General features: G+C 68.8%; 20 protein-coding genes, 1 tRNA gene and 1 pseudogene. 4 read left to right on the top strand and 18 right to left on the bottom strand.

The window, feature by feature from the left end; genetic code table 11:
- Positions 1-106: 106 nt before the first annotated feature.
- The 13 genes from H0S67_RS03570 to rplJ form a co-directional block, all read right to left on the bottom strand.
- Positions 107-907, bottom strand: coding sequence for a J domain-containing protein (locus H0S67_RS03570; protein ID WP_180935470.1), 801 nt, complete (start codon positions 905-907; stop codon positions 107-109).
- Positions 904-1,488 carry a hypothetical protein gene (locus tag H0S67_RS03565; RefSeq protein WP_180935469.1) on the bottom strand — a complete coding sequence of 195 codons (585 nt, stop codon included), beginning with the start codon at positions 1,486-1,488 and terminating at the stop codon, positions 904-906. Before H0S67_RS03565 ends, H0S67_RS03570 begins: the two co-directional genes overlap by 4 nt.
- The gene (locus H0S67_RS03560) at positions 1,485-2,798 is read right to left on the bottom strand and encodes an MCE family protein (RefSeq protein ID WP_180935468.1); all 1,314 of its coding nucleotides are present in this window, start codon (positions 2,796-2,798) and stop codon (positions 1,485-1,487) included. The genes H0S67_RS03565 and H0S67_RS03560 overlap by 4 nt, the downstream gene beginning before the upstream one ends.
- Entirely contained in the window at positions 2,795-4,198 is a 1,404-nt protein-coding gene (locus H0S67_RS03555; protein WP_180935467.1) for an MCE family protein, read from the bottom strand. The genes H0S67_RS03560 and H0S67_RS03555 overlap by 4 nt, the downstream gene beginning before the upstream one ends.
- Positions 4,195-5,328 carry an MCE family protein gene (locus H0S67_RS03550; protein WP_246355092.1) on the bottom strand — a complete coding sequence of 378 codons (1,134 nt, stop codon included), beginning with the start codon at positions 5,326-5,328 and terminating at the stop codon, positions 4,195-4,197. The genes H0S67_RS03555 and H0S67_RS03550 overlap by 4 nt, the downstream gene beginning before the upstream one ends.
- A 1-nt stretch (position 5,329) precedes the next feature.
- Positions 5,330-6,298, bottom strand: coding sequence for an MCE family protein (locus tag H0S67_RS03545; RefSeq protein WP_180935465.1), 969 nt, complete (start codon positions 6,296-6,298; stop codon positions 5,330-5,332).
- Positions 6,298-7,341: an MCE family protein gene (locus tag H0S67_RS03540; protein ID WP_180935464.1), complete on the bottom strand. Its 1,044-nt coding sequence runs from the start codon at positions 7,339-7,341 to the stop codon at positions 6,298-6,300. Before H0S67_RS03540 ends, H0S67_RS03545 begins: the two co-directional genes overlap by 1 nt.
- Positions 7,338-8,615 (bottom strand): MCE family protein, encoded by a 1,278-nt coding sequence (locus H0S67_RS03535; protein WP_180935463.1) that lies wholly within the window; start codon positions 8,613-8,615, stop codon positions 7,338-7,340. The genes H0S67_RS03540 and H0S67_RS03535 overlap by 4 nt, the downstream gene beginning before the upstream one ends.
- Before the next feature lie 7 nt (positions 8,616-8,622).
- The gene (locus tag H0S67_RS03530; RefSeq protein WP_180935462.1) at positions 8,623-9,450 is read right to left on the bottom strand and encodes an MlaE family ABC transporter permease; all 828 of its coding nucleotides are present in this window, start codon (positions 9,448-9,450) and stop codon (positions 8,623-8,625) included.
- Between the two features lie 4 nt (positions 9,451-9,454).
- Complete coding sequence (locus tag H0S67_RS03525; protein WP_180935461.1) at positions 9,455-10,240, bottom strand: MlaE family ABC transporter permease; 786 nt, start codon at positions 10,238-10,240, stop codon at positions 9,455-9,457.
- Between the two features lie 7 nt (positions 10,241-10,247).
- Entirely contained in the window at positions 10,248-11,201 is a 954-nt protein-coding gene (locus tag H0S67_RS03520) for an ABC transporter ATP-binding protein (RefSeq protein WP_180935460.1), read from the bottom strand.
- A gap of 298 nt (positions 11,202-11,499) precedes the next feature.
- A complete protein-coding gene (rplL, locus tag H0S67_RS03515) occupies positions 11,500-11,892 on the bottom strand; it encodes a 50S ribosomal protein L7/L12 (RefSeq protein ID WP_180935459.1) in 393 nt (130 codons plus the stop codon).
- Between the two features lie 90 nt (positions 11,893-11,982).
- On the bottom strand, positions 11,983-12,636 hold the full coding sequence (gene rplJ, locus H0S67_RS03510) for a 50S ribosomal protein L10 (RefSeq protein WP_180935458.1): 654 nt from the start codon (positions 12,634-12,636) through the stop codon (positions 11,983-11,985).
- 413 nt (positions 12,637-13,049) lie between these two features.
- Here rplJ and H0S67_RS03505 point away from each other — a divergent pair, with 413 nt between their 5' ends.
- Positions 13,050-13,961 carry a DnaB-like helicase C-terminal domain-containing protein gene (locus H0S67_RS03505; protein ID WP_180935457.1) on the top strand — a complete coding sequence of 304 codons (912 nt, stop codon included), beginning with the start codon at positions 13,050-13,052 and terminating at the stop codon, positions 13,959-13,961.
- A gap of 87 nt (positions 13,962-14,048) precedes the next feature.
- Here the strand turns inward: H0S67_RS03505 and rplA are convergent.
- The 5 genes and pseudogenes from rplA to H0S67_RS03480 form a co-directional block, all read right to left on the bottom strand.
- Positions 14,049-14,766: pseudogene (rplA, locus tag H0S67_RS03500) on the bottom strand (50S ribosomal protein L1).
- Positions 14,767-14,845: 79 nt separating this feature from the next.
- Entirely contained in the window at positions 14,846-15,274 is a 429-nt protein-coding gene (gene rplK, locus H0S67_RS03495) for a 50S ribosomal protein L11 (protein WP_125036546.1), read from the bottom strand.
- Between the two features lie 101 nt (positions 15,275-15,375).
- Positions 15,376-16,194: a transcription termination/antitermination protein NusG gene (gene nusG, locus H0S67_RS03490; RefSeq protein ID WP_246355091.1), complete on the bottom strand. Its 819-nt coding sequence runs from the start codon at positions 16,192-16,194 to the stop codon at positions 15,376-15,378.
- A 33-nt stretch (positions 16,195-16,227) separates the two neighbouring features.
- Positions 16,228-16,539, bottom strand: coding sequence for a preprotein translocase subunit SecE (gene secE / locus H0S67_RS03485; RefSeq protein ID WP_180935455.1), 312 nt, complete (start codon positions 16,537-16,539; stop codon positions 16,228-16,230).
- Between the two features lie 96 nt (positions 16,540-16,635).
- A tRNA-Trp gene (locus tag H0S67_RS03480) sits at positions 16,636-16,708 on the bottom strand.
- A 173-nt stretch (positions 16,709-16,881) separates the two neighbouring features.
- Between H0S67_RS03480 and H0S67_RS03475 the strand changes: the two genes are divergently transcribed.
- From H0S67_RS03475 to H0S67_RS03465, 3 genes are all read left to right on the top strand, one after another.
- Positions 16,882-18,111 carry a pyridoxal phosphate-dependent aminotransferase gene (locus tag H0S67_RS03475; RefSeq protein WP_180935454.1) on the top strand — a complete coding sequence of 410 codons (1,230 nt, stop codon included), beginning with the start codon at positions 16,882-16,884 and terminating at the stop codon, positions 18,109-18,111.
- 114 nt (positions 18,112-18,225) lie between these two features.
- Positions 18,226-19,245: an adenosine deaminase gene (locus tag H0S67_RS03470; protein ID WP_219635668.1), complete on the top strand. Its 1,020-nt coding sequence runs from the start codon at positions 18,226-18,228 to the stop codon at positions 19,243-19,245.
- On the top strand, positions 19,242-19,877 hold the full coding sequence (locus H0S67_RS03465; protein ID WP_180935452.1) for a DUF4190 domain-containing protein: 636 nt from the start codon (positions 19,242-19,244) through the stop codon (positions 19,875-19,877). The genes H0S67_RS03470 and H0S67_RS03465 overlap by 4 nt, the downstream gene beginning before the upstream one ends.
- The last annotated feature ends 6 nt before the right edge of the window (positions 19,878-19,883 follow it).

The following is a 19,883-nucleotide window of genomic DNA, read 5'->3' as shown; positions in this document are numbered from 1 at the left end:
CGGCGGCACCTTCACGGGCGAGACGTTGCCGATGATGATGAACCGCGACGGCGCCCCGGTCAAGTGTCCGCGCCGACGGCGCCGTCCGGGGCGCCGAGGCGGCCCCCTAGTCGCAGGACCCGTTGGGGGTGGTGATCAGGCAGTCGACCAGCCAGTCGCCGCCGACCTTCTCCATCTGCGCGCGGACCTGGTTCTTGTAGACGACCGGGCCCTTGTTCTGCTTGTTGGTGGTCGACTGGTCGACGAAGAGCAGCACCTCGACCCGGTCGGTGCCCGACCTCACGATGCCCGAGCTGATCACCTTGCCGGTCACCACGGTCTTGGTCGAGGGGGCGTTCTGCTTCACGACCGCGAACAGCTTGTCGTAGTTCTGCCGGTAGCCCGACGTCATGTACGACTCCGCCGCCGCCTGGTCCTCGTCGAGGTGCCGGTAGTCGTAGGACAGGATCGGCCCCACGGCCCGCTCGGCCGCGCTCTGCGCGGCCCGCGTGGACTCCTCGACCGAGGCGTCGGAGGGCAGCGCGAAGTAGACCCACGCCGCGGCGCCCACCGCCACAGCGGTCAGGACGGCCACTCCGGCGAGCAGCCACGCCGGGACGACGCGGCGCGGGGCGCCGATCGCCGTCCCCGTCGCGGGGGCCCCGGGCTCCTCGTCCCGGTCCTCCCCCGTCTGCTCGGCCGTCTCCTGCTGCTCCGACTTCCGCTGCGCCGCCAGCTCGGCGTCGTACGCCGCGCGGCGCTTCTTGTCCAGGAGCACCTCCGCGGCCTGGTTGCGCACCCGGAACCTGCGGTCGGTCGGGTCGAGGTCGGCGATCGCGACCTTCCAGGCAGCCCGGATCTCGGCCTCAGAGGCGTCAGGGGCGACGTCGAGCAGGTCGTACCAGCTGGGGGTCGTCGGCTCGGTCACTGGGACCCTCCCGTCACGGGCGTGAAGTCGTCGATGAGCCACTTGCCGTCGGTCTTCACCAGCGACACCTCGATCCGGAACGGCACCGGTTGCTGCTGGCCGCCCTTCTTGTAGGTGTCGGTGAAGGTGCCCGCGACCAGGGCGGTGGCCGAGTCGCTGTCGATCGCCGAGACCCCGGTGGCGAAGATCTGCGCCTGGCGCGAGACCCCGGCCTGGGCCACCAGCTGCTCGGCGGTGCCGGCCTGCTGGTCGAACGACGTCGCGAACTTCGGGGTGATGACGGCCTTGACCCGGCTCCGGTACTCGGGCATCTGGCCCTTGTCGTCGAGCAGGTCGGGCCCGTAGGTGCCCATGCGCAGCATGAACTGGTCGGTCTGGGCCATCACGGCCTCACGCGAGCTCTGGAGGTCATCGGCCTCCCCACGACGGCCGGCGAGCAGCCAGATGAGGGTGCCGCAGGCAGCGAGCAGGACAACGACAAGCACGCCCAGCACGACGACCCGGAAGGTCGCGGAGCCGGAATGCTCCCCCGTGGACGACTCCACCGTTGCCGGCGAGTCGATGTCGCTGCTGCTCGTCACTCCTGCGTCTTGACCAGGGGCTGGAGGAACAGCCACTTCCACGACTCCTCTCCAAGGGTTGCGGGGGCCGGGGTGCCAGGTGAACCCAGGGCCGGGTCCACCTTGCCACCCCAGGACAGCTTGCCCGTCGCCGGGTCGTAGGAAGCCACGACCGGAGAGCGGTAGTGCGGCCCGGCCGGCGGGCGGTACGCCGCGCCGGCGCGGGGGGCGTTCTGCGCGCCGCGCGCGTTGCTGACCGAGGCCGGCTCGCCACAGTGCGCCTGGACGTTCATCGGCGCGTTGCTGCCGTCCTGCGGGGGCCGCGTGTTGGTGCTCTCGTAGCCCCTCTCGCAGACCTTCGGGTCCTGGGTGAGCACCATCCCGAAGTGCGCGTCGTAGAGCCCGGTGTCGGGGGACTTCGAGACGACCGTGAAGCCGCCCTCGACCACGTAGGGGTAGATCACCAGGATCTGCTCGATCCCGGGGATGTGCTTGACCACGACGTCACCCGTGGTCACGAGGTTGTTGATCAGCTCGGCCAGGTCGACGCGGTTGTCCTCGAGGAAGGTGCGCAGCTGGGTCGCGGTGGCCGACCCGTTGTCGATGACCGCCCGGAGCGACTGGTCGTTGCCGGCGAGGGTCCCGCTGAACAGCGAGAGGTCGCGGGCGAAGGTCCGGATCGCGCTGGCGGAGGCGACCTGGCCCTTCAGGACGGTGTTGCTGTCCTTGATCAGCGCCGTGGTCACGTCGAAGTTCTGGTTGGCCGACTGGATGAACGAGTTGCCGGTGTCGATGATCCGCTGGAGGTCCTTGCCGGTGCCCCCGAAGGCCTTGCCCAGCTCGAGGACGCTGGTGCGCAGCGCCTTCTTGTTCACCGACTCCACGGTCGTGGAGATGTCCCCCAGCAGCTTCTGGGTGGGGATGGGGGTCCGGGTGTCGGCGACCGCGATCTCGGAGTCGTTGTGGAGGTAGGGCCCGCTGTCGACCTGCGGCTGGATCTCGACGTACTGCTCACCGACCGCCGAACGGTTCCCGACCACCGCGAGGGCGTCGGCCGGGATCGTGTCGTAGGACTTGTCGATGTCCATGTAGACGTCCACGCCCTGGTCGGTCAGCTGCAGCTTCTGCACCTGACCGGCCCGCACCCCGCGGTAGGACACCTCGGCACCCGCGAAGATGCCACCGGAGTCCGCGAAGTGGGCGACGACCGTGTAGGAGTCGTCGAACACGAGCCGGTCCAGCCGGGCGTAGCGCGCGCCGACGTAGCTCACGCCGAGCAGGGTGATCAGGACGAACACCATCAGCTGGATCCGGGTGCGACGCGTGATCATCGGATCACCATCCCGGGGACGAGCAGGCTCACCAGGGCGGGGTCGTAGACGTCCATCAGCTGCCTCATCGTCGGCCCTCGGGGATCAGTCTGCGCAGCCGAGGTGGTCGGTCCGAAGCCGGCCCGGCCCACGCCGGGCAGCGACGGGAGCGACGTGGGCAGACCCCCACCCCCACCACCACCGGTCGGGAGCGCGTTGAGCTGCTTGCAGACGTCCTTCTTGCGGTTCTTCTTCTTCTTGCACTCCTTGACCAGGCTCGCGAGCTCCGACGGGGTCGCCAGCACCTTCTTGCAGGCCTTGCTCGTCGGGTCCCCGCTCTTGAGGCACTTGGTGACGTTGTCGAGGATCACCGTCGGGTCGATCTGGCTCGGCAGGTTCGTCGGCGGCGTCACCGTCGGGCCGTTGTTGTCCCCGGTCACCGACAGGTCGAGCTGGATCGAGAGGTTGGTGTAGTCGCCCATGTGGAGGTTGCGGGCGACCTGCGGGTCCCGGCCGACGACCTCGTCGACGAACGGGTAGGTGAGGAAGACGTTGAAGGACTTCACGAAGTCGTCGCCGGAGGCGGCGAGCTCGGTCAGCACCGGATCGAGCTGACGGACCGACTCGATGGTGGCGTCCTTGGACGCCTTGATCACGCGGACACCGACGTCGCCGAGCCGGTTGAGCGCCTGGAGCATCTTGACCAGGTCGCCGCGCTGCTTGTCCAGCGAGGTCAGGGCGCCCGGCAGCTCGCCGAGGGCCGCGTCGATGCTGCCCTCCTGCTTGTGCACCGAGACCGCCAGGGCGTTGAGGGAGTCGATCGCGTGGACGATCTCGGCCTTGTGGTCGTCGAGCTGCGTCATCAGCGTCTTGATCTGGGTCAGCACCGACCTCGCGGAGCCCTCACGCCCCTCGAGGGCCGTGTTGAGCTCGTGCGCGATCGTCTTCAGCTGCGCGACACCGCCGCCGTTCAGCAGCAGGCTCAGCGCACCGAGGACCTCCTCGACCTCCGGGTTGCGACCGGAGTGGTCGAGGTCGATGACGTCGCCGGTGCTCAGGGTGCCGGTGGCGCCCTGGGCCGGAGGCTCGAGGGAGACGAACTTCTCGCCGAGCAGGCTGGTCTGCCGGATCGTGGCGATGGTGTTGTCGGGGAGCTTGGTGTCGCCCCGCAGCTGCAGCGTCACGTCGGCGGTGTAGCCGTCGAGCGACACGTCGGTGACCTGGCCGACGCTGACGTCGTTCACCTTGACCGTCGACTTGGGCACCAGGTCCAGCACGTCGCGGAACATCACGTGCACGGTGATCGGGTTGTCGCCCACGTCGGTGCCGCCGGGCAGCGGCAGCTTGTAGACGTCGAAGCCGCAGCCGCTGAACGCCAGCGAGCCGGCGACCAGCAGGAGCAGCAGCTTGAGCCGCCTCATCGCTGTGCCTCCACGAGTCCACCCAGGGTCGGGTCGTAGACGTCTCCCCCGGTCGCGCCCGGCCCTTGGCCGAACGTGCCGGTCCGGGGCAGCGCCTGCTTGATCAGGTCGCACGACTTCCCGCTGGTGTCGGCCTGGTCCACGATCGAGCACAGGAACGCCGACGGGTCGGAGGCGATCTGGTTGCCCACCTCGCCCTGGTTCGCGCGGGTGTCGAGGGTGCCGGCCTGCGGGTTGTAGGTCAGCGCCAGGTTGTTCAGGGCCACCGGCGCGTCCTTGAGCACCTCGTCCAGCGCGGCGCGCTGGTGGACCAGGACCTTGGAGACCCGGTCGAGCCCGGAGATGTTGCGGCCGAGGATCTCGCGGTTGTCCCGCACGAAGCTCGACACCTGGCCCATCGCCTCGGCGAGGTTCTTCAGGGAGGCGGCCAGCTCCTGGCGCTCCCCGGAGAGCATCGAGGAGACGTTGGCCAGCGACTGGTTGAACTGGCGGACCGTCTTGTCGTTCTTGGCCAGGGTGCCGATGAAGCCCTCGAGCTTGGCGGCGGAGCCGAAGAGCTCGTCCTTGTTGTCGTCGAGGGTGGCGCTCAGCTTGCTGAAGTCCTGGATGGTCTGGTGGAACTGCGCACCCTCGCCGCCGAAGTTCTTCGCGGTCGACTCCAGCAGGTCCGACAACGCGCCGTCCTTGTTGGCACCGGTGGGGCCGAGGGCGACCGTCAGGTCGTCCATCGACGAGTAGATCTGGTCGAGCTCGAGAGGTACGGCGGTCCGGTCCTGGCCGATCGTGGTCCCGTCGGCCATCACCTGGTCGCCCTGCTCGTAGGTCGGGGTGAGCTGGATGTAGCGGTCCCCGACGATGGACGGCGCGATGATGACGGCCTTCGCGTCGGCCGGGATCTTCACCGACGGGTCGTAGGACATGGTCACCACGACGTCGGTGCCCGACGGGGTCACCGAGTCGACCTTGCCGATCGGGACACCGAGCACCCGCACGTCACTGCCCTCGTAGATCGAGATGGTGCGCGGGAACTTCGCGGTCAGCGTCTTCTGGTCGTCACCGTGGAACATCACCAGCGCGGCGGCGATGACGAGGGCCAGGATGACGGCGGGGGCGATGATCTTCCTCGTCATGTCAGCCACCCGCCTGCGGGACCGGGGGGAGGTTCTGGATGTAGGTGTCGAACCACGGACCGTTGCCGAGGGTGTTGGCGAACACCCGGTAGAACGGCGCCATCAGTCGCAGGCTGTTGTCGAGGTTGTCCTCGTTCTTGTTCAGCACTGCCACGACGGAGTCGAGGTGGGTCAGGGCGGGCTTGAGGTCAGCTCGGCTCTGCTTCACCAGCGCGGTCAGCTCCTTGGACAGGGTGGACGTCGAGACCAGCAGGTTGTGGACCGCCTCCCGCCGCTGCACCAGCGCCCGGAAGAGGACGTCGGAGTCCTTCATCAGCCCGACGATGTCCTGGTCGCGGGCATCGAGGACCGTGGAGACGCGGGAGAGGTTCTTCAGCAGGGTGTTGATCTGGTCGTCGCGGGACGCGATGTTGGACGAGAGCCTGGAGACCCCGTCGAGGGCGCTGCGGAACTCCTCGGGGGTGTTCCTGGTCAGGTCGGCCAGCGTGGTCAGCGACTTCGCGAGCTGGTCGGTGTTGATCTGCTCGGAGGTCTTGGCGAGGCCCGAGAAGGCGTCGACGACGTCGAACGGCGAGCTCGTGCGCTCCACCGGGATCTCGCTGCCCGCGCTCAGCTGACCCGAGCCGGCCGGCTCGAGGGAGAGGTACATCGCGCCGAGCAGGGTCTTGACCTTGATCGCGGCCTGGGTCTGGTCGCCGAACTGCGAGCTCGTGTCAACCCGGAAGGCGACCTTCACGTGGTCGCCGTCGAGCTCGACGCTCTCGACCTTGCCGACGCGGACGCCGGCGATGCGGACCTCGTCGTTGGCCTTCAGGCCACCGGCCTCGGAGAACGCGGCGTAGTAGGTGTCGCCGCCGCCGATCAGGGGCAGGTCCTGGGCCTTGAAGGCGGCCAGGATCATCATCGCGATGACGGCGAGGCTGACGGCCCCGACGATGACGGGGTTCCGCTCGCGGAACGGGACGCTCATTACTGGTTCCCTCCCAGGTCGCAGCGGTCGGATCCGGTGTTGTAGTCGACCGGGAGGGACTTCCCGCCCGGTAGCCGGACCCGGCCCTGGAAGTGGCAGAGGTAGAAGTTGAACCACGAGCCGTAGATCGCGGTGCGGCCCACCTTGTTCAGCTTGATCGGGAGGACCTGCAGCGCGCGGTCGAGCTCGCTCTTGTTGCGGTCGAGGGTGCCGGCCACGCTGCGCAGCTGCTTGATGTCGTCGACGAACGGCGTCCGGATCCCGGAGACCAGGCCGGCCGTCTGCACCGAGAGCTGCGAGATCTGGTCGAGCGAGCCCAGGATGGCCTGGCGGTCGTTCTTCAGGCCGCCGACGAAGGTGCGGAAGGTCTTGATCAGCGAGCTGAGCTGGTCGTCCCGGTCGCCGATGTGGTCGAGCACCTGGTTGAGGTTGTCGATCAGGCTGCCGATCACCTTGTCGCGGTCCGCCAGCGTCGACGTCACCGAGGCGGTGTGGGAGAGCAGCCCCTCGAGGGTGCCGCCCTCGCCCTGGAAGACCTGGATGATCTCGTAGGACAGCTTGTTGATGTCGGAGGGCGAGAGCGCCTGGAAGAGCGGCTTGAACCCGTTGAACAGCACGGTCAGGTCCAGCGCGGGCGAGGTCTGCGACACCGGGATGGTGGCTCCCTCGGCGAGCCGCGCCGAGTTGCCGATCTCCTGGCTCAGCGAGAGGTAGCGCTGGCCGACCAGGTTGCGGTAGCGGATCGCGACGTGCGTCGCCTTGCTCAGCGAGGTCTCGTCCTGCACCGAGAAGGTCACCATCGCGCGGTCGCGGTCGACGATCTGGATGTCCTTGACCGTGCCGACCTTCACGCCGGCGATCCGGACGTCGTCGCCCTTCACGACGCCGGTCGCGTCGACGAACTCGGCCTTGTACTCCTTGCTGCCGCCGAAGGTGATGTTGCCGATCGTGATCACCAGCACGCTCGTCGCCAGCGTGGTGACCACGATGAAGATGAGCAGCTTGGTGAGGTCGGAGGCAGTCCGCTTGTCGAGGATCTTCATCGCAGCGACACCTCCGCTCCGCGGGCCATGGGTCCCACGAGCAGGACCCCCAGGTCGGGTACGTCGGCCGCGCTCTCACCGAGCGCGGGACCGAGAAGGGACTTCAGCAAGGCCGACTCCTGGCGGCTGCCGGCGAGGTCGGCGCGGTAGTAGTTCGGGGCCACCCGGTCGGTGCCCTTGCCCGTGGGCTCGTCCACGCCGTCGTTGAAGTTGGGCTGGTGGCGCACGGGGTTGGACTGGGACCAGGGCGGGTTCGGGAGGTGCAGGCAGTTCGGCCCACGGTTGTCGGCCAGGCGGGGCACGTCCTGCGCGCCGTAGCCGCGCGGCTGGTTGGGCAGCGTCTCGAGCACGATGTGCAGGGTGAAGCCGCGGAACGCCTCGGCCTGCAGCTTGCCGGCGTTCACGATGCCCTTGGTCAGGCAGGGGAACTCCGGGGAGTACCTCGCGAACACCCGCAGCTGCTCGGCACCGACCTTGCTCAGCCGGATCAGGTTGTCGCCGTTCTGCTGGAGGAAGTCGTGGGCGGTGTTCGAGAACGCCGTGACGTTGGTGAACAGCGCGTTGAGCTTCGCCGACCGGTCCTTGAGCGTGCCCGCGGTCTTCACGGTGTTGCGCAGGATCTGCGCGATCTGCGGCATCACCTGGGAGTACGTGTCCGAGACGTTGGCCGTCAGCCGCAGGTCGTCGACGATCTGCGGGATCTGCGGGTTGATCCGCTTGAGGTAGCTGTCGACGGTCTCGAGGTTCTTGCCGAGCTCCTCACCGCGCCCCTCGAGGGCGGTGGAGAGCGCGTTGAGCGTCTGGTTGATCGCCGCCGGCTGCACCGTGCGCAGCAGCGGGTAGAGGTCGTTGAGGACCTTCTCGACCTCGATCGCGACCTGGGTCCGCTTGATCGTGGCGCCCGGCTCGATGTGCTGGGACGACGGGGAGTCGGGGACCACGAGGGAGACGTACTTCTCGCCGAACAGCGTCTTGGGCACGATCGAGCCGGTGACGTTCGCCGGGATCGTGTCGATCTGGTCGGGGTAGAGGCCCAGCTTCAGCTGGGCGCCGTCCGCCGTGGTGTCGAAGCCGAGCACCTCCCCGACGATGACGCCGCGGATCTTGACGTCGGCGCGGGAGGGCAGCTGGAGACCGATGGTCGAGGTGTCCAGCGTGACCGTGTCGTAGTCGACGAACTTCTTGCTGAAGATGCCGTAGGTCAGGTAGACGCCCGCCAGTAGGAGGCAGAGGAAGACCAGACCGAGGATCTTGAAGCTGTGCAGGATCTTCACGCCCACCTCACCCCGCCAGCCGCACGGTCGTGGTGGTGCCCCAGATGGCCATCGAGAGGAACAGGTCCATCACGTTGATGGCGACGATGCTCGTCCGCACGGCGCGGCCGACGGCCACGCCCACGCCCGCGGGACCGCCCGAGGCGGTGTAGCCGTGGTAGCAGTGGATGAGGATCACCGTCACCGCGAAGACCAGCACCTTGCCGAAGGACCACAGCACGTCACCCGGGGGCAGGAACTGGTTGAAGTAGTGGTCGTAGGTGCCGGTGCTCTGGCCGAAGAACTTGGTCACGGTCAGCCGGGTCGCGAAGTACGACGAGAGCAGTCCCACGACGTAGAGCGGGATGATCGCGATCAGCCCGCCGATGATCCGGGTCGTCACGAGGAAGGGCAGCGACGGGATCGCCATCACCTCGAGCGCGTCCACCTCCTCGGAGATCCGCATCGCGCCGAGCTGGGCGGTGAAGCCGCAGCCGACGGTGGCGGCCAGGGCGATCGCGGCGACCAGCGGAGCGATCTCGCGGGTGTTGAAGTAGGCGGAGACGAAGCCGGAGAAGGCCGCGGTGCCGATCTGGTTGAGCGCGGCGTACCCCTGCAGGCCGACCTCCGTGCCGGTGAAGAAGCACATGGCGGTGATGACGCCGACCGTGCCGCCGATGACCGCGAGCGCGCCCGAGCCGAGGGTGACCTCGGCCAGGATGCGCAGGATCTCCTTCTTGTAGCGGCGGATCGTGCGGGGGGTCCACAGGAGCGCCCGGATGTAGAACGCAAGTTCTTCACCGAGGCTGTCGAGGGTCCTGAGCGGCTTGGTGTAGACCGCCTTGATGCTGGCCATGCGACTAACCCGTCTTCGGGGGGACGAGCTGGAAGTAGATCGCGCTCATCACGAAGTTGACGACGAACAACAACATGAAGGTGATGACGACGGACTCGTTGACCGCGTCGCCCACACCCTTCGGTCCCCCGTTGGCGTTCATGCCCTTGTACGACGCCACGATCGCGGCGATCAGGCCGAACACCAGTGCCTTGGCCATGCCCTGCCAGAGGTCTGGGAGCTGGGCCAGGGCCGTGAAGCTGGCGAGGTAGGCACCTGGCGTGCCGTCCTGCAGCACCACGTTGAAGACGTAGCCGCCGGCCACGCCGACGACGCTCACCAGTCCGTTGAGGAAGACGGCGACGAGCATGCAGGCCAGCACCCGGGGCACCACGAGGCGCTGGATGGGGTCGATGCCCAGCACCATCATCGCGTCGAGCTCCTCGCGGATCTTGCGGGCGCCGAGGTCGGCGGCGATCGCGGAGCCGCCGGCGCCGGCGATCAGCAGCGAGGTCGCGATCGGCCCCGCCTCGCGGACCACGGCGAGCACGGCCGCGGATCCGGTGAAGGACTGGGCGCCGAACTGCTTGATCAGGCCGCCGACCTGCAGCGCGATCACCGCGCCGAACGGGATGGCGACCAGCGCGGTGGGGATGATCGTCACCGACGCGATGAACCAGGCCTGCTGGATGAACTCGCGCATCTGGAAGGGCCGGCGGAAGAGCCCGCGCCCGACGTCGAGACCGAAGGCGAACAGCTTGCCTGCGGTCCCGATCGGGGCGAGTGCCCGGCTGGAGGTCAGAGTGGCCACGGTTGTCCTAGGCCCCCGTCGTCATCGTCATGTTCTGGTCGAAAGATCCCGGCGGCGGCGTGATGCCGTTCTCGCGGCACCACTCCCCCGGCTCCCGCTGGCTGCGGCGGGGGATGCCGTTGGAGGGCTCGAGCTGCATCGGGATCGGCGGCAGCGGCGGCAGCTCCTGGTCCGCCTCGGCCGCGAGCTCGTCGGCGTCCTTCTCCTCGGACATCCCGATCGGGCCGACGCGCTGGGCGTTGAGGAACTGGCGCACGACCGGCTCCTCGGAGCTGAGCAGCATCTCGCGGGGGCCGAACATCGCGAGGTGCCGGTGGTAGAGCAGTCCGATGTTGTCCGGCACGGTGCGGGCGGTGTTGATGTCGTGGGTGACGATCAGGAACGTCGCGTCGATCTGCGCGTTCAGGTCGACGATGAGCTGGTTGAGGAACGACGTGCGCACCGGGTCGAGGCCGGAGTCGGGCTCGTCGAAGAGCACGATCTCGGGGTCGAGCACCAGGGCGCGCGCCAGGCCGGCGCGCTTGCGCATGCCGCCGGAGATCTCGCCCGGCAGCTTGTCCTCGGCGCCGATCAGGCCGACGAGGTCCATCTTCTCCATGACGATGTCGCGGACCTCGGACTCGGACTTCTTGGTGTGCTCCCGCAGCGGGAACGCGACGTTGTCGTAGAGGTTCATCGAGCCGAACATGGCGCCGTCCTGGAAGAGGACCCCGAACAGCTTGCGGATCTCGTAGAGATCCCGCTCGCTGCAGCTGGCGATGTCGGTGCCCTCGATGACGATGGAGCCCTTGTCGGGCTTGAGCAGGCCGATCAGCGTCTTGAGGAAGACCGACTTGCCGGTGCCGGAGGGACCGAGCATGACGCAGATCTCGCCCGCGGGGACGGTGAGGGTCACGTCACCCCAGATGAGCTGCTTGCCGAAGGACTTGCTCAGGTCCTCGACCTTGATCTCCACACCCATGGCCGCGCTCTCTCCCTCTCGTCAGCACCCTGTCGCCGGCCCCCCGGTGGGCACGCGGGAGGTCGCCCGCGTGGGCCCACTGGTCAGTAACAACGGCGATCAGGCGGGGAGGTTACGCAGTTCTTGCCGCTTCGTCTCCGCGTGACCACGCGCTGGAACCTCCCCGGCACCTAGTGCCCTGCGTCACTTCGGCGCAAACCCGAGGTCTAGGCCTTTTGCAGAAAATGCAGAGCGGAAAATGCAGAACAGGGGCGACCACCGTGCAGTGGTCGCCCCTGTCCGGGGATGCGTTACGCAGTCACTTGACGCTGACGGTGGCGCCGGCGCCCTCGAGCGCCTCCTTGGCCTTGTCGGCAGCAGCCTTGTCGACCTTCTCGAGGATCGCCTTGGGGGCGGACTCCACCAGGTCCTTGGCCTCCTTGAGACCGAGGGAGGTGAGAGCGCGCACCTCCTTGATGACGTTGATCTTCTTGTCGCCGGCCGACTCGAGGACGACGTCGAACTCGTCCTGCTCAGCGGCCTCCTCGGCGCCACCAGCGGCACCGCCGGCGGCGGGAGCAGCGGCAACGGCAACGGGGGCAGCAGCGGTGACGCCGAAGGTGTCCTCGAACTGCTTCACGAACTCGCTCAGCTCAATGAGGGTCATCTCCTTGAACGCGTCGAGCAGCTCGTCGGTGGTGAGCTTCGCCATGATGGCGTTTCCTTCCGTTCGGTGGCCGTGCTCCGCCTCAGCGGGCCCGGCCGGGTTTCAGGTGGTGGGTACGTCGGTCCGAGCGGGTGCTCAGGCCTCGGTTGCTTCGCCCTCGTCGGAGGCCGCCGTGGCGGTCTCGTCAGCGGGGACCTCGGCCTCAGCGTCAGCTGCGGCCGGAGCCTCCTCGGCGGCGGCCGGAGCACCGGCACCACCTGCGAGGATCGAGGGGTCCTGCTCGGCCTTCGCCTGCAGCGCGCCGGCGAGCCGGGCAGCCTGGGCGAGGGGGGCGTTGAGCAGGTAGACGGCCTGGCTGAGCGACGCGAGCATCGCGCCGGCCAGCTTGCCCATCAGCACCTCGCGCGACTCGAGGTCGGCCAGCTTGGCCACCTCGCTCGCGTCGAGGGGCTTGCCGTCCAGGACGCCGCCCTTGATGACAAGGGTGGGGTTGGCCTTGGCAAAGTCACGCAGACCCTTCGCCGCCTCGACGACGTCGCCCTGGATGAAGGCGATCGCGGTCGGGCCGGTGAGGAGGTCGTCGAAGCCTTCGATGCCCACCTCGGTGGCGGCGATCTTGGCCAGCGTGTTCTTGACCACGGCGTAGTTGGCGTTCGCACCGAGAGAGCGCCGCAAGTCCTGCAGCTGCTTCACGGTGAGACCGCGGTACTCGGTCAGCACAGCACCGGCGGCACCGTTGAACGAGTCAACGATCTCCGCAACGGCCGCTTGCCTATCTGCCCGCGCCATGGGTCTCCTTCCGGACTGGGAGACCACCGCGTCGAACACCCGGGAAACACGAACGCCCCGAGCGCGGGTGCTCAGGGCGTTGGTCGGACGGAAGTCCTTGCTCTGTCACCTGCGCGGGCCGTCCGCATCACGCGGAGCCTTCGGTCGCGCTGCTGATGCGGCACGACAACCGGCGGTCTCTGGTTTCGAGTAGGAAGACTACGGGTCAGGAGGCGGGGCACCAAATCGGAGCGGCCCTGGCCGGGCTCGTACCCAACTCTGGGGATGGGAGCCACCGCGTTGGGGACTTCCGGGAACGCCGTGGAGCCGCTGCTGCTCCACTGTGAGCATGGACGACAAGCTCAACACCGTCTCGACCGTGCTGGACCGGACCGCGGAACGGCTGCGGCACCGGCCGCCATGCCGCCGAGCGCGTGTGGCGCACCGGCTTCGGTGGTCTCGACCCCGTGATCGGCGGCGGCCTCCGCTCCGGCGGGCTGTGCCTGCTGGCCGGCCCGCAGGGCCTCGGCAAGACCACCTTCGCCCTCCAGCTGGCTCGCAACGTGGTCCGCGAGGGGCGACCCGTCATCTACTTCTCCTACGAGCACGAGCCCGAGGACCTCATCGAGAAGCTCGTCGCCCTCGAGGCCGGCGAGCTCGACGACACCGACCGGGCGCGGCTCACCACGATCCGCGAGTCCTTCGACGCCGCTGGGTCCGGAACCATCGAGGAACGGCTCGAGGCGGTGAGCGCCGGCAACGAGGCGCTCGCCCGGGTCCGCAAGTACGCCGACCTGCTCTACGTGCACCGCTCCACCGGCACCGCGACCGACCTCGCCGAGATCCGCAACGTCGTGGACACCACGCACCGCCTCACCGGCCTCTCCCCGATGGTGATCGTCGACTACCTGCAGAAGGTGCTCGTGCCCGGCGGCCCGGGCGAGGAGGCAGAACGCACCACGACCGTGGTCGAGGGGCTCAAGGACCTCGCCATCGACACCTCCGTCCCGGTGCTGGCGATCGTCGCCGCGGACAAGCTCGCCACCCGGGGCGGCACGCGCATGCGGATCAACCACCTGCGTGGCTCCTCCGCGCTCGCCTACGAGGCGGACCTGGTCCTGATCCTCAACGACAAGTACGACATCGTGGCCCGCCACCACCTGACCTACAACCTCGGCAACGCCGAGCGGTTCCGCAACTGGGTCGTGCTCTCGGTCGAGAAGAACCGCTTCGGTCGCGACGGGGTGGAGCTGGAGTTCCAGAAGCGCTTCGACCAGGGCCGGTTCGTGGCGGAGGGGCGCCGCGTCGACGAGCAGCTCGTCGACGAGCGGGTCTTCACCGAGTGACCGAATCCCCTCGCAAGCCGAAGGGCCGGCCACCCCTGTGGGGTGACCGGCCCTGCAGCAGCGGTCGCGAGTGCGACCGGAGCTTCGTCAGGCAGACGCCTCGTCCTCGGACGCGACGTTCTTGATGCGGTTGGGGTCGACCTGGACGCCGGGGCCCATGGTCGTGGAGACGGTGACCTTACGCAGGTAGCGGCCCTTGGAGCTGGCCGGCTTGAGCCGCAGCACCTCCTCGAGCGCCGCGGCGTAGTTCTCCGCGAGCTGGGCCTCGGAGAAGGAGGCCTTGCCGATGATGAAGTGCAGGTTGGCGTGGCGGTCGACGCGGAACTCGATCTTGCCGCCCTTGATGTCGGTCACGGCCTTGGCCACGTCCGGCGTCACGGTGCCGGTCTTCGGGTTCGGCATGAGGCCGCGGGGGCCGAGCACGCGGCCGAGGCGGCCGACCTTGCCCATCATGTCGGGGGTCGCCACGACGGCGTCGAAGTCCAGCCAGCCACCGCTGACCTTCTCGATGAGCTCGTCACCGCCGACGACGTCGGCGCCGGCCTCACGAGCGGCCTCGGCCTTCTCGGCGTTCGCGAAGACCAGGACGCGGGCGGTCTTGCCGGTGCCGTGCGGGAGGTTGACGGTGCCGCGCACCATCTGGTCGGCCTTGCGGGGGTCGACGCCGAGACGCATCACGACGTCCACGGTCTCGTCGAACTTCTTCTTGCTCGCGGTCTTCGCGATCTTGATCGCGGTCAGCGGGGTAGAGCTCGTCCTTGTCGAACTGCTCGGCCGCCGCGCGGTAGGTCTTGCTGCGCTGCATGGTGTTCTCGTTTCTACGAAGTGTGGTCTTCGGTGGGCCAGCGCGGCCCTGCCACGGGGTGTTGGCTAGGCGCCGGAGGTCAGTCGGTGGTGACGCCCATGGAGCGGGCGGTGCCCTCGACGATCTTCATCGCGGCGTCGATGTCGTTCGCGTTGAGGTCGGGGAGCTTCGTCGTGGCGATCTCGCGGATCTGGTCCTTGGTCAGCTTGCCGACCTTCTCCTTGTGCGGGACGCCCGAACCCTTCTTGAGGCCAGCAGCCTTCTTGATCAGCTCCGCGGCCGGCGGGGTCTTGGTGACGAACGTGAACGACCGGTCCTCGTAGATGGTGATCTCGACCGGGATCACGTTGCCGCGCATGGACTCCGTCTGGGCGTTGTACGCCTTGCAGAACTCCATGATGTTCACGCCGTGCGGACCGAGAGCGGTACCGACCGGCGGGGCCGGCGTCGCGGCACCGGCCTGGAGCTGCACCTTGACCAGCGCGGCGATCTTCTTCTTGGGAGGCATTGTTGTTCAGGATCCTTTGTGTTGTACGTCGTGGTCTTGTCGAGCTCGAGGCCGGTACTCCGACCCTCGCTCTGCCACCTGGGTGTTGCTTCGCTGAGCGGTCAGACCTTCTGGATCTGGCTGAAGCTCAGCTCGACCGGAGTCTCCCGGCCGAAGATCTCGACGAGGGCCTTGACCCTCTGGGACTCGGCGTTGATCTCGGTGATCGTCGCGTGGAGTGTGGCGAACGGACCGTCGACGACCATGACCGAGTCGGAGACGTCGAAGTCGGCGACCTCGATCGGCTTCTTGGCCTGGGTGCCGGACGCGGCGGCCGGGGTGCCGGCGGCGACCGCCTCGGCCTCGGCGCGGGCCACGACGGCGGGCGCCAGCATGTTCTCGACCTCGGTCATGCTCAGCGGCACCGGCTGGTGGCTGTGGCCGACGAAGCCGGTGACCGACGGGGTGTGCCGGACCGCGGCCCAGGACTCGTCGGTCAGGTCCATGCGGACCAGCACGTAACCGGGGAGAACGGTGCGCTTGACCATCTTGCGCTGGCCGTTCTTGATCTCCGCGACCTCCTCGGTGGGGACCACGATCTCGTGGATGTAGTCCTCCATGTTCAGGGAGATGATGCGGTTCTCCAGGTTCGACTTCACCCGGTTCTCCATGCCGGAGTAGGTGTGCACGACGAACCAGTCGCCGGGCTTGGCCCACAGCTCGCGGCGGAAGGCCTCGAGCGGGTCGTCATCCTGGGGGGTCTCGTCCGACGCGACGTCGACGTCCGACGACTCGCTGTCCTCGTCGGCGACGTCCTCGGTGTCAGCGGTGGCCTCGACCTCTGCGGCGGCGTCGAGGGTCTCCTCGGCCGACGCGTCGGCCTCGGGGGCGCCCGTGGCCTCGGTCTCCTCGGTCTCGACCGAGTCGTACTGCTCCGACACGTGATGCTCCGTCACTTCGATGTCTGTTTCGATCTACGTCATTGCGGCGCCCGGCCGGGGGCCGGACGTGGGCGGGCGGACGGGCCGCCCGCGTGGGTCACTGCTGGAGTTCCCGCCGAAGACCGTGAAGATGAGCTTGCCGAAGGCCAGGTCCTCGACCGCGACGAGCGCCATCATGAAGATGACGAACACCATGACCACCAGGAAGTAGGTGACCAGCTGCTCCTGGGTCGGGTAGACCACCTTGCGCAGCTCGGCGACGACCTGCCGGTAGAACGTGGGGATGCTCGTGCGCTGCTCGGACTTGCGCTCTCGAGAACCGCGGACGGCCTTGCTGTCCGACACGCGTGTCACCTCTCCTAGTTCGACCACCTGGTCATCGACCAGCTGTCCCAGCTGTTGCTCTGCATCTGTGTTGCTGTCCTGCTGATCAACGATCTGCAGGGCACGAGGGACTTGAACCCCCAACCTTCGGTTTTGGAGACCGATGCTCTGCCAGTTGAGCTAGTGCCCTCCGATGGCACCCTGTTCCGGGCAGGCCGGAGCATGTGGGAAACCACCAAACGGGGAGTCTACGGGCAACACCGAGGTCGAGTCCAAACCGACCCCCACCACGGTGCGTCGCCGCCGTCGTCGGGCCGTGAAACCCGCCCCGCCGTCGCGGAACCCCGCCTCTACGATGGTGCCATGACCGCCACCTCGCCTCCCCAGCCCGGTACTCCTCGCGACCGCCGCGTCTCGCAGCGGATCGGCTCCATCGCCGAGTCCGCGACGCTCAAGGTGGACGCCAAGGCCAAGGCGCTCAAGGCCGAGGGCCGCCCGGTCATCGGGTTCGGCGCCGGCGAACCGGACTTCCCGACCCCGTCGTACGTCGTCGAGGCCGCTGTCGAAGCGTGCCGCGACCCGAAGAACCACCGCTACACCCCCGCGGGCGGGCTGCCGGAGCTGAAGAAGGCGATCGCCGAGAAGACCCGGCGCGACAGCGGCCTCGAGATCGAGCCCGCCCAGGTCCTGGTCACCAACGGCGGCAAGCAGGCCATCTACTCGGCCTTCGCCGCGATGCTGGACCCGGGCGACGAGGTGATCGTGCCGGCGCCGTACTGGACGACCTACCCGGAGTCGATCCAGCTCGCCGGCGGCGTCGCGGTGGAGGTGCTCGCCGACGAGACCCAGGACTACAAGGTCACCGTCGAGCAGCTCGAGGCCGCCCGGACCGAGCGCACCAAGGTGCTGCTCTTCGTCTCGCCGTCCAACCCGACCGGCGCCGTCTACACCTCCCAGGAGATCCGGGCCATCGGCCAGTGGGTCGAGGACCACGACCTGTGGGTGCTGACCGACGAGATCTACGAGCACCTCGTCTACGACGGCGTCGACACCGGCTCGATGCCGGTCCTGTGCCCCTTCCTCGCCGACAACTGCGTCGTGGTCAACGGCGTCGCCAAGACCTACGCCATGACCGGGTGGCGGGTCGGCTGGATGATCGGGCCGGTGGACCTGGTCAAGGCCGCCACCAACCTGCAGTCGCACGCGACGTCCAACGTCTCCAACGTCGCCCAGCGCGCCGCGATCGCCGCCGTGAGCGGCGACCTGACCGCGGTGGAGGAGATGAAGGTGGCCTTCGACCGCCGCCGCAAGACCATCGTGCAGATGCTCAACGAGATCGACGGCGTCGTCTGCCCGACCCCGCACGGCGCGTTCTACGCCTACCCCTCCGTCAAGGGGCTGCTCGGCAAGGAGTACGACGGGAAGGTCATCGACACCTCGACCGCGCTCGCCGAGTACATCCTGGACCGGGCCGAGGTCGCGGTGGTGCCCGGCGAGGCCTTCGGGTCGCCCGGCTACCTGCGGCTCTCCTACGCGCTCGGGGACGACGACCTGGTCGAGGGAGTCACGCGGCTCCAGAAGCTCTTCGCCTGAGTGGCCGCGACCGGGGGGACCACCGAGCGAGGCGTGCGCCCGGCCGGCCGGAGCTCGACCACGGGGAGCTCGACCAGGGGGAGCTCGGCGGCAGGTGACGGGCGGCGTGACCTCCTGACGCTGCCCAAGGCGCACCTGCACCTGCACTTCACCGGCTCCATGCGGCACGAGACGCTGCTCGAGCTCGCCGAGCGGGACGGCATCGTGCTGCCCGACTCGCTGGTGTCCGAGTGGCCGCCCGAGCTGTCGGCGGCCGACGAGAAGGGCTGGTTCCGCTTCCAGCGGCTCTACGACGTCGCGCGCTCGGTGCTGCGCACCCCGGACGACGTGCGTCGCCTGGTCCGGGAGGCCGCCGAGGACGACGTGCGCGACGGGGGCCGGTGGCTGGAGATCCAGGTCGACCCGAGCGGCTACGGCGCCAGGTTCGGCGGGATCACGGCCTTCACCGACCTGGTCCTCGACGCGGTCCGTGAGGCCTCGCGCGACACCGGTCTCGGGATGGCCGTGGTGATCGCGGCCAACCGCACCCGGCACCCCCTGGACGCCCGGACCCTGGCCCGGCTCGCGGGGCAGTACGCCGGCCGGGGCGTGGTCGGGTTCGGCCTGTCCAACGACGAGCGGCGCGGCAGCACCGCCGACTTCGCCGCCGCCTTCGCGATCGCCGAGCGGGCCGGCCTGGCGCTGGTGCCGCACGGCGGCGAGCTGGTCGGGCCGCAGAACATCCGGCTGTGCCTGGACTCGCTGCACGCCGACCGCCTGGGACACGGGGTGCGCTCGGTGGAGGACCCGGCCCTGCTGGACCGGATCGTCGAGGCCGGGGTGGTGCTGGAGGTGTGCCCGGTGTCCAACGTGGCGCTGGGCGTCTACTCCGACCTCACCTCCGTGCCGCTGCCCTCGCTGATGGCCGCCGGGGCGACGGTCGCGCTGGGGGCCGACGACCCGCTGCTGTTCGGGTCGCGACTGGCCGGCCAGTACGCCACGATGCGTGCCGCCCACGGCCTCGACGACGCCGAGCTCGCCGAGCTCGGGCGGATGTCGGTCCGCGGCTCCCGCGCCCCCGACGACGTCAAGCGCGCACTGATCGCCGACATCGACCGGTGGCTGGCCGCCGAGCCTGACAGGATGGCCCCATGAGCAGCTCCGACGACTCCGGCCAGCAGCCCGCCCCCGGCGAGTACCCGGGCAACGAGCCCACCGGGCAGGGCGACTCCTCGCTCCCGCCGACCCACCAGCCCTACGGCCAGCAGCAGCAGAACCCGTACGGCGCTCCCGGGCAGCAGCCGCCGTCGTACGGCCAGAACCCCTACGGCCAGGAGCCGCCCTCCCAGGGTCAGCCGCCCTACGGCCAGCAGCCGCCCACCTACGGCCAGCAGCCCTACGGCCAGGCGCCGTACGGCCAACAGCCCTACGGCCAGGCGCCGTACGGGCAGCCGCCCTACGGCTACGGGGCGCCGGCCGCGGCCAACCACCCGTCGGCGACGACGTCGCTGGTGCTGAGCCTGATCGGCCTGGCCGGCATCATGTTCTGCGGCGGCATCACGCTGGTGCTCTCGCCGTTCGCCTGGCGGATCGGCGCCAAGGCGGTGCGCGAGATCGACGCCAACCCCGGCATGTACGGCGGTCGCGACCAGGCCAACGCCGGGCGGATCATGGGCATCATCGGCACCGTGCTGCTGGTGCTCGGCCTGCTCGGCCTGCTCGTGCTCATCCTGGGGCTCGCCGTCAGCTCCTCGAGCACGACCAGTGGCGTCAGCCCGGTCCGCTAGGGAGCG

This window comes from Nocardioides ungokensis, from assembly GCF_013466985.1.
Classification (GTDB): Bacteria; Actinomycetota; Actinomycetes; order Propionibacteriales; family Nocardioidaceae; genus Nocardioides; species Nocardioides ungokensis.
Note: the sequence above shows the minus strand (reverse complement) of the source record. Positions and strands in the feature narration are given on the sequence as shown.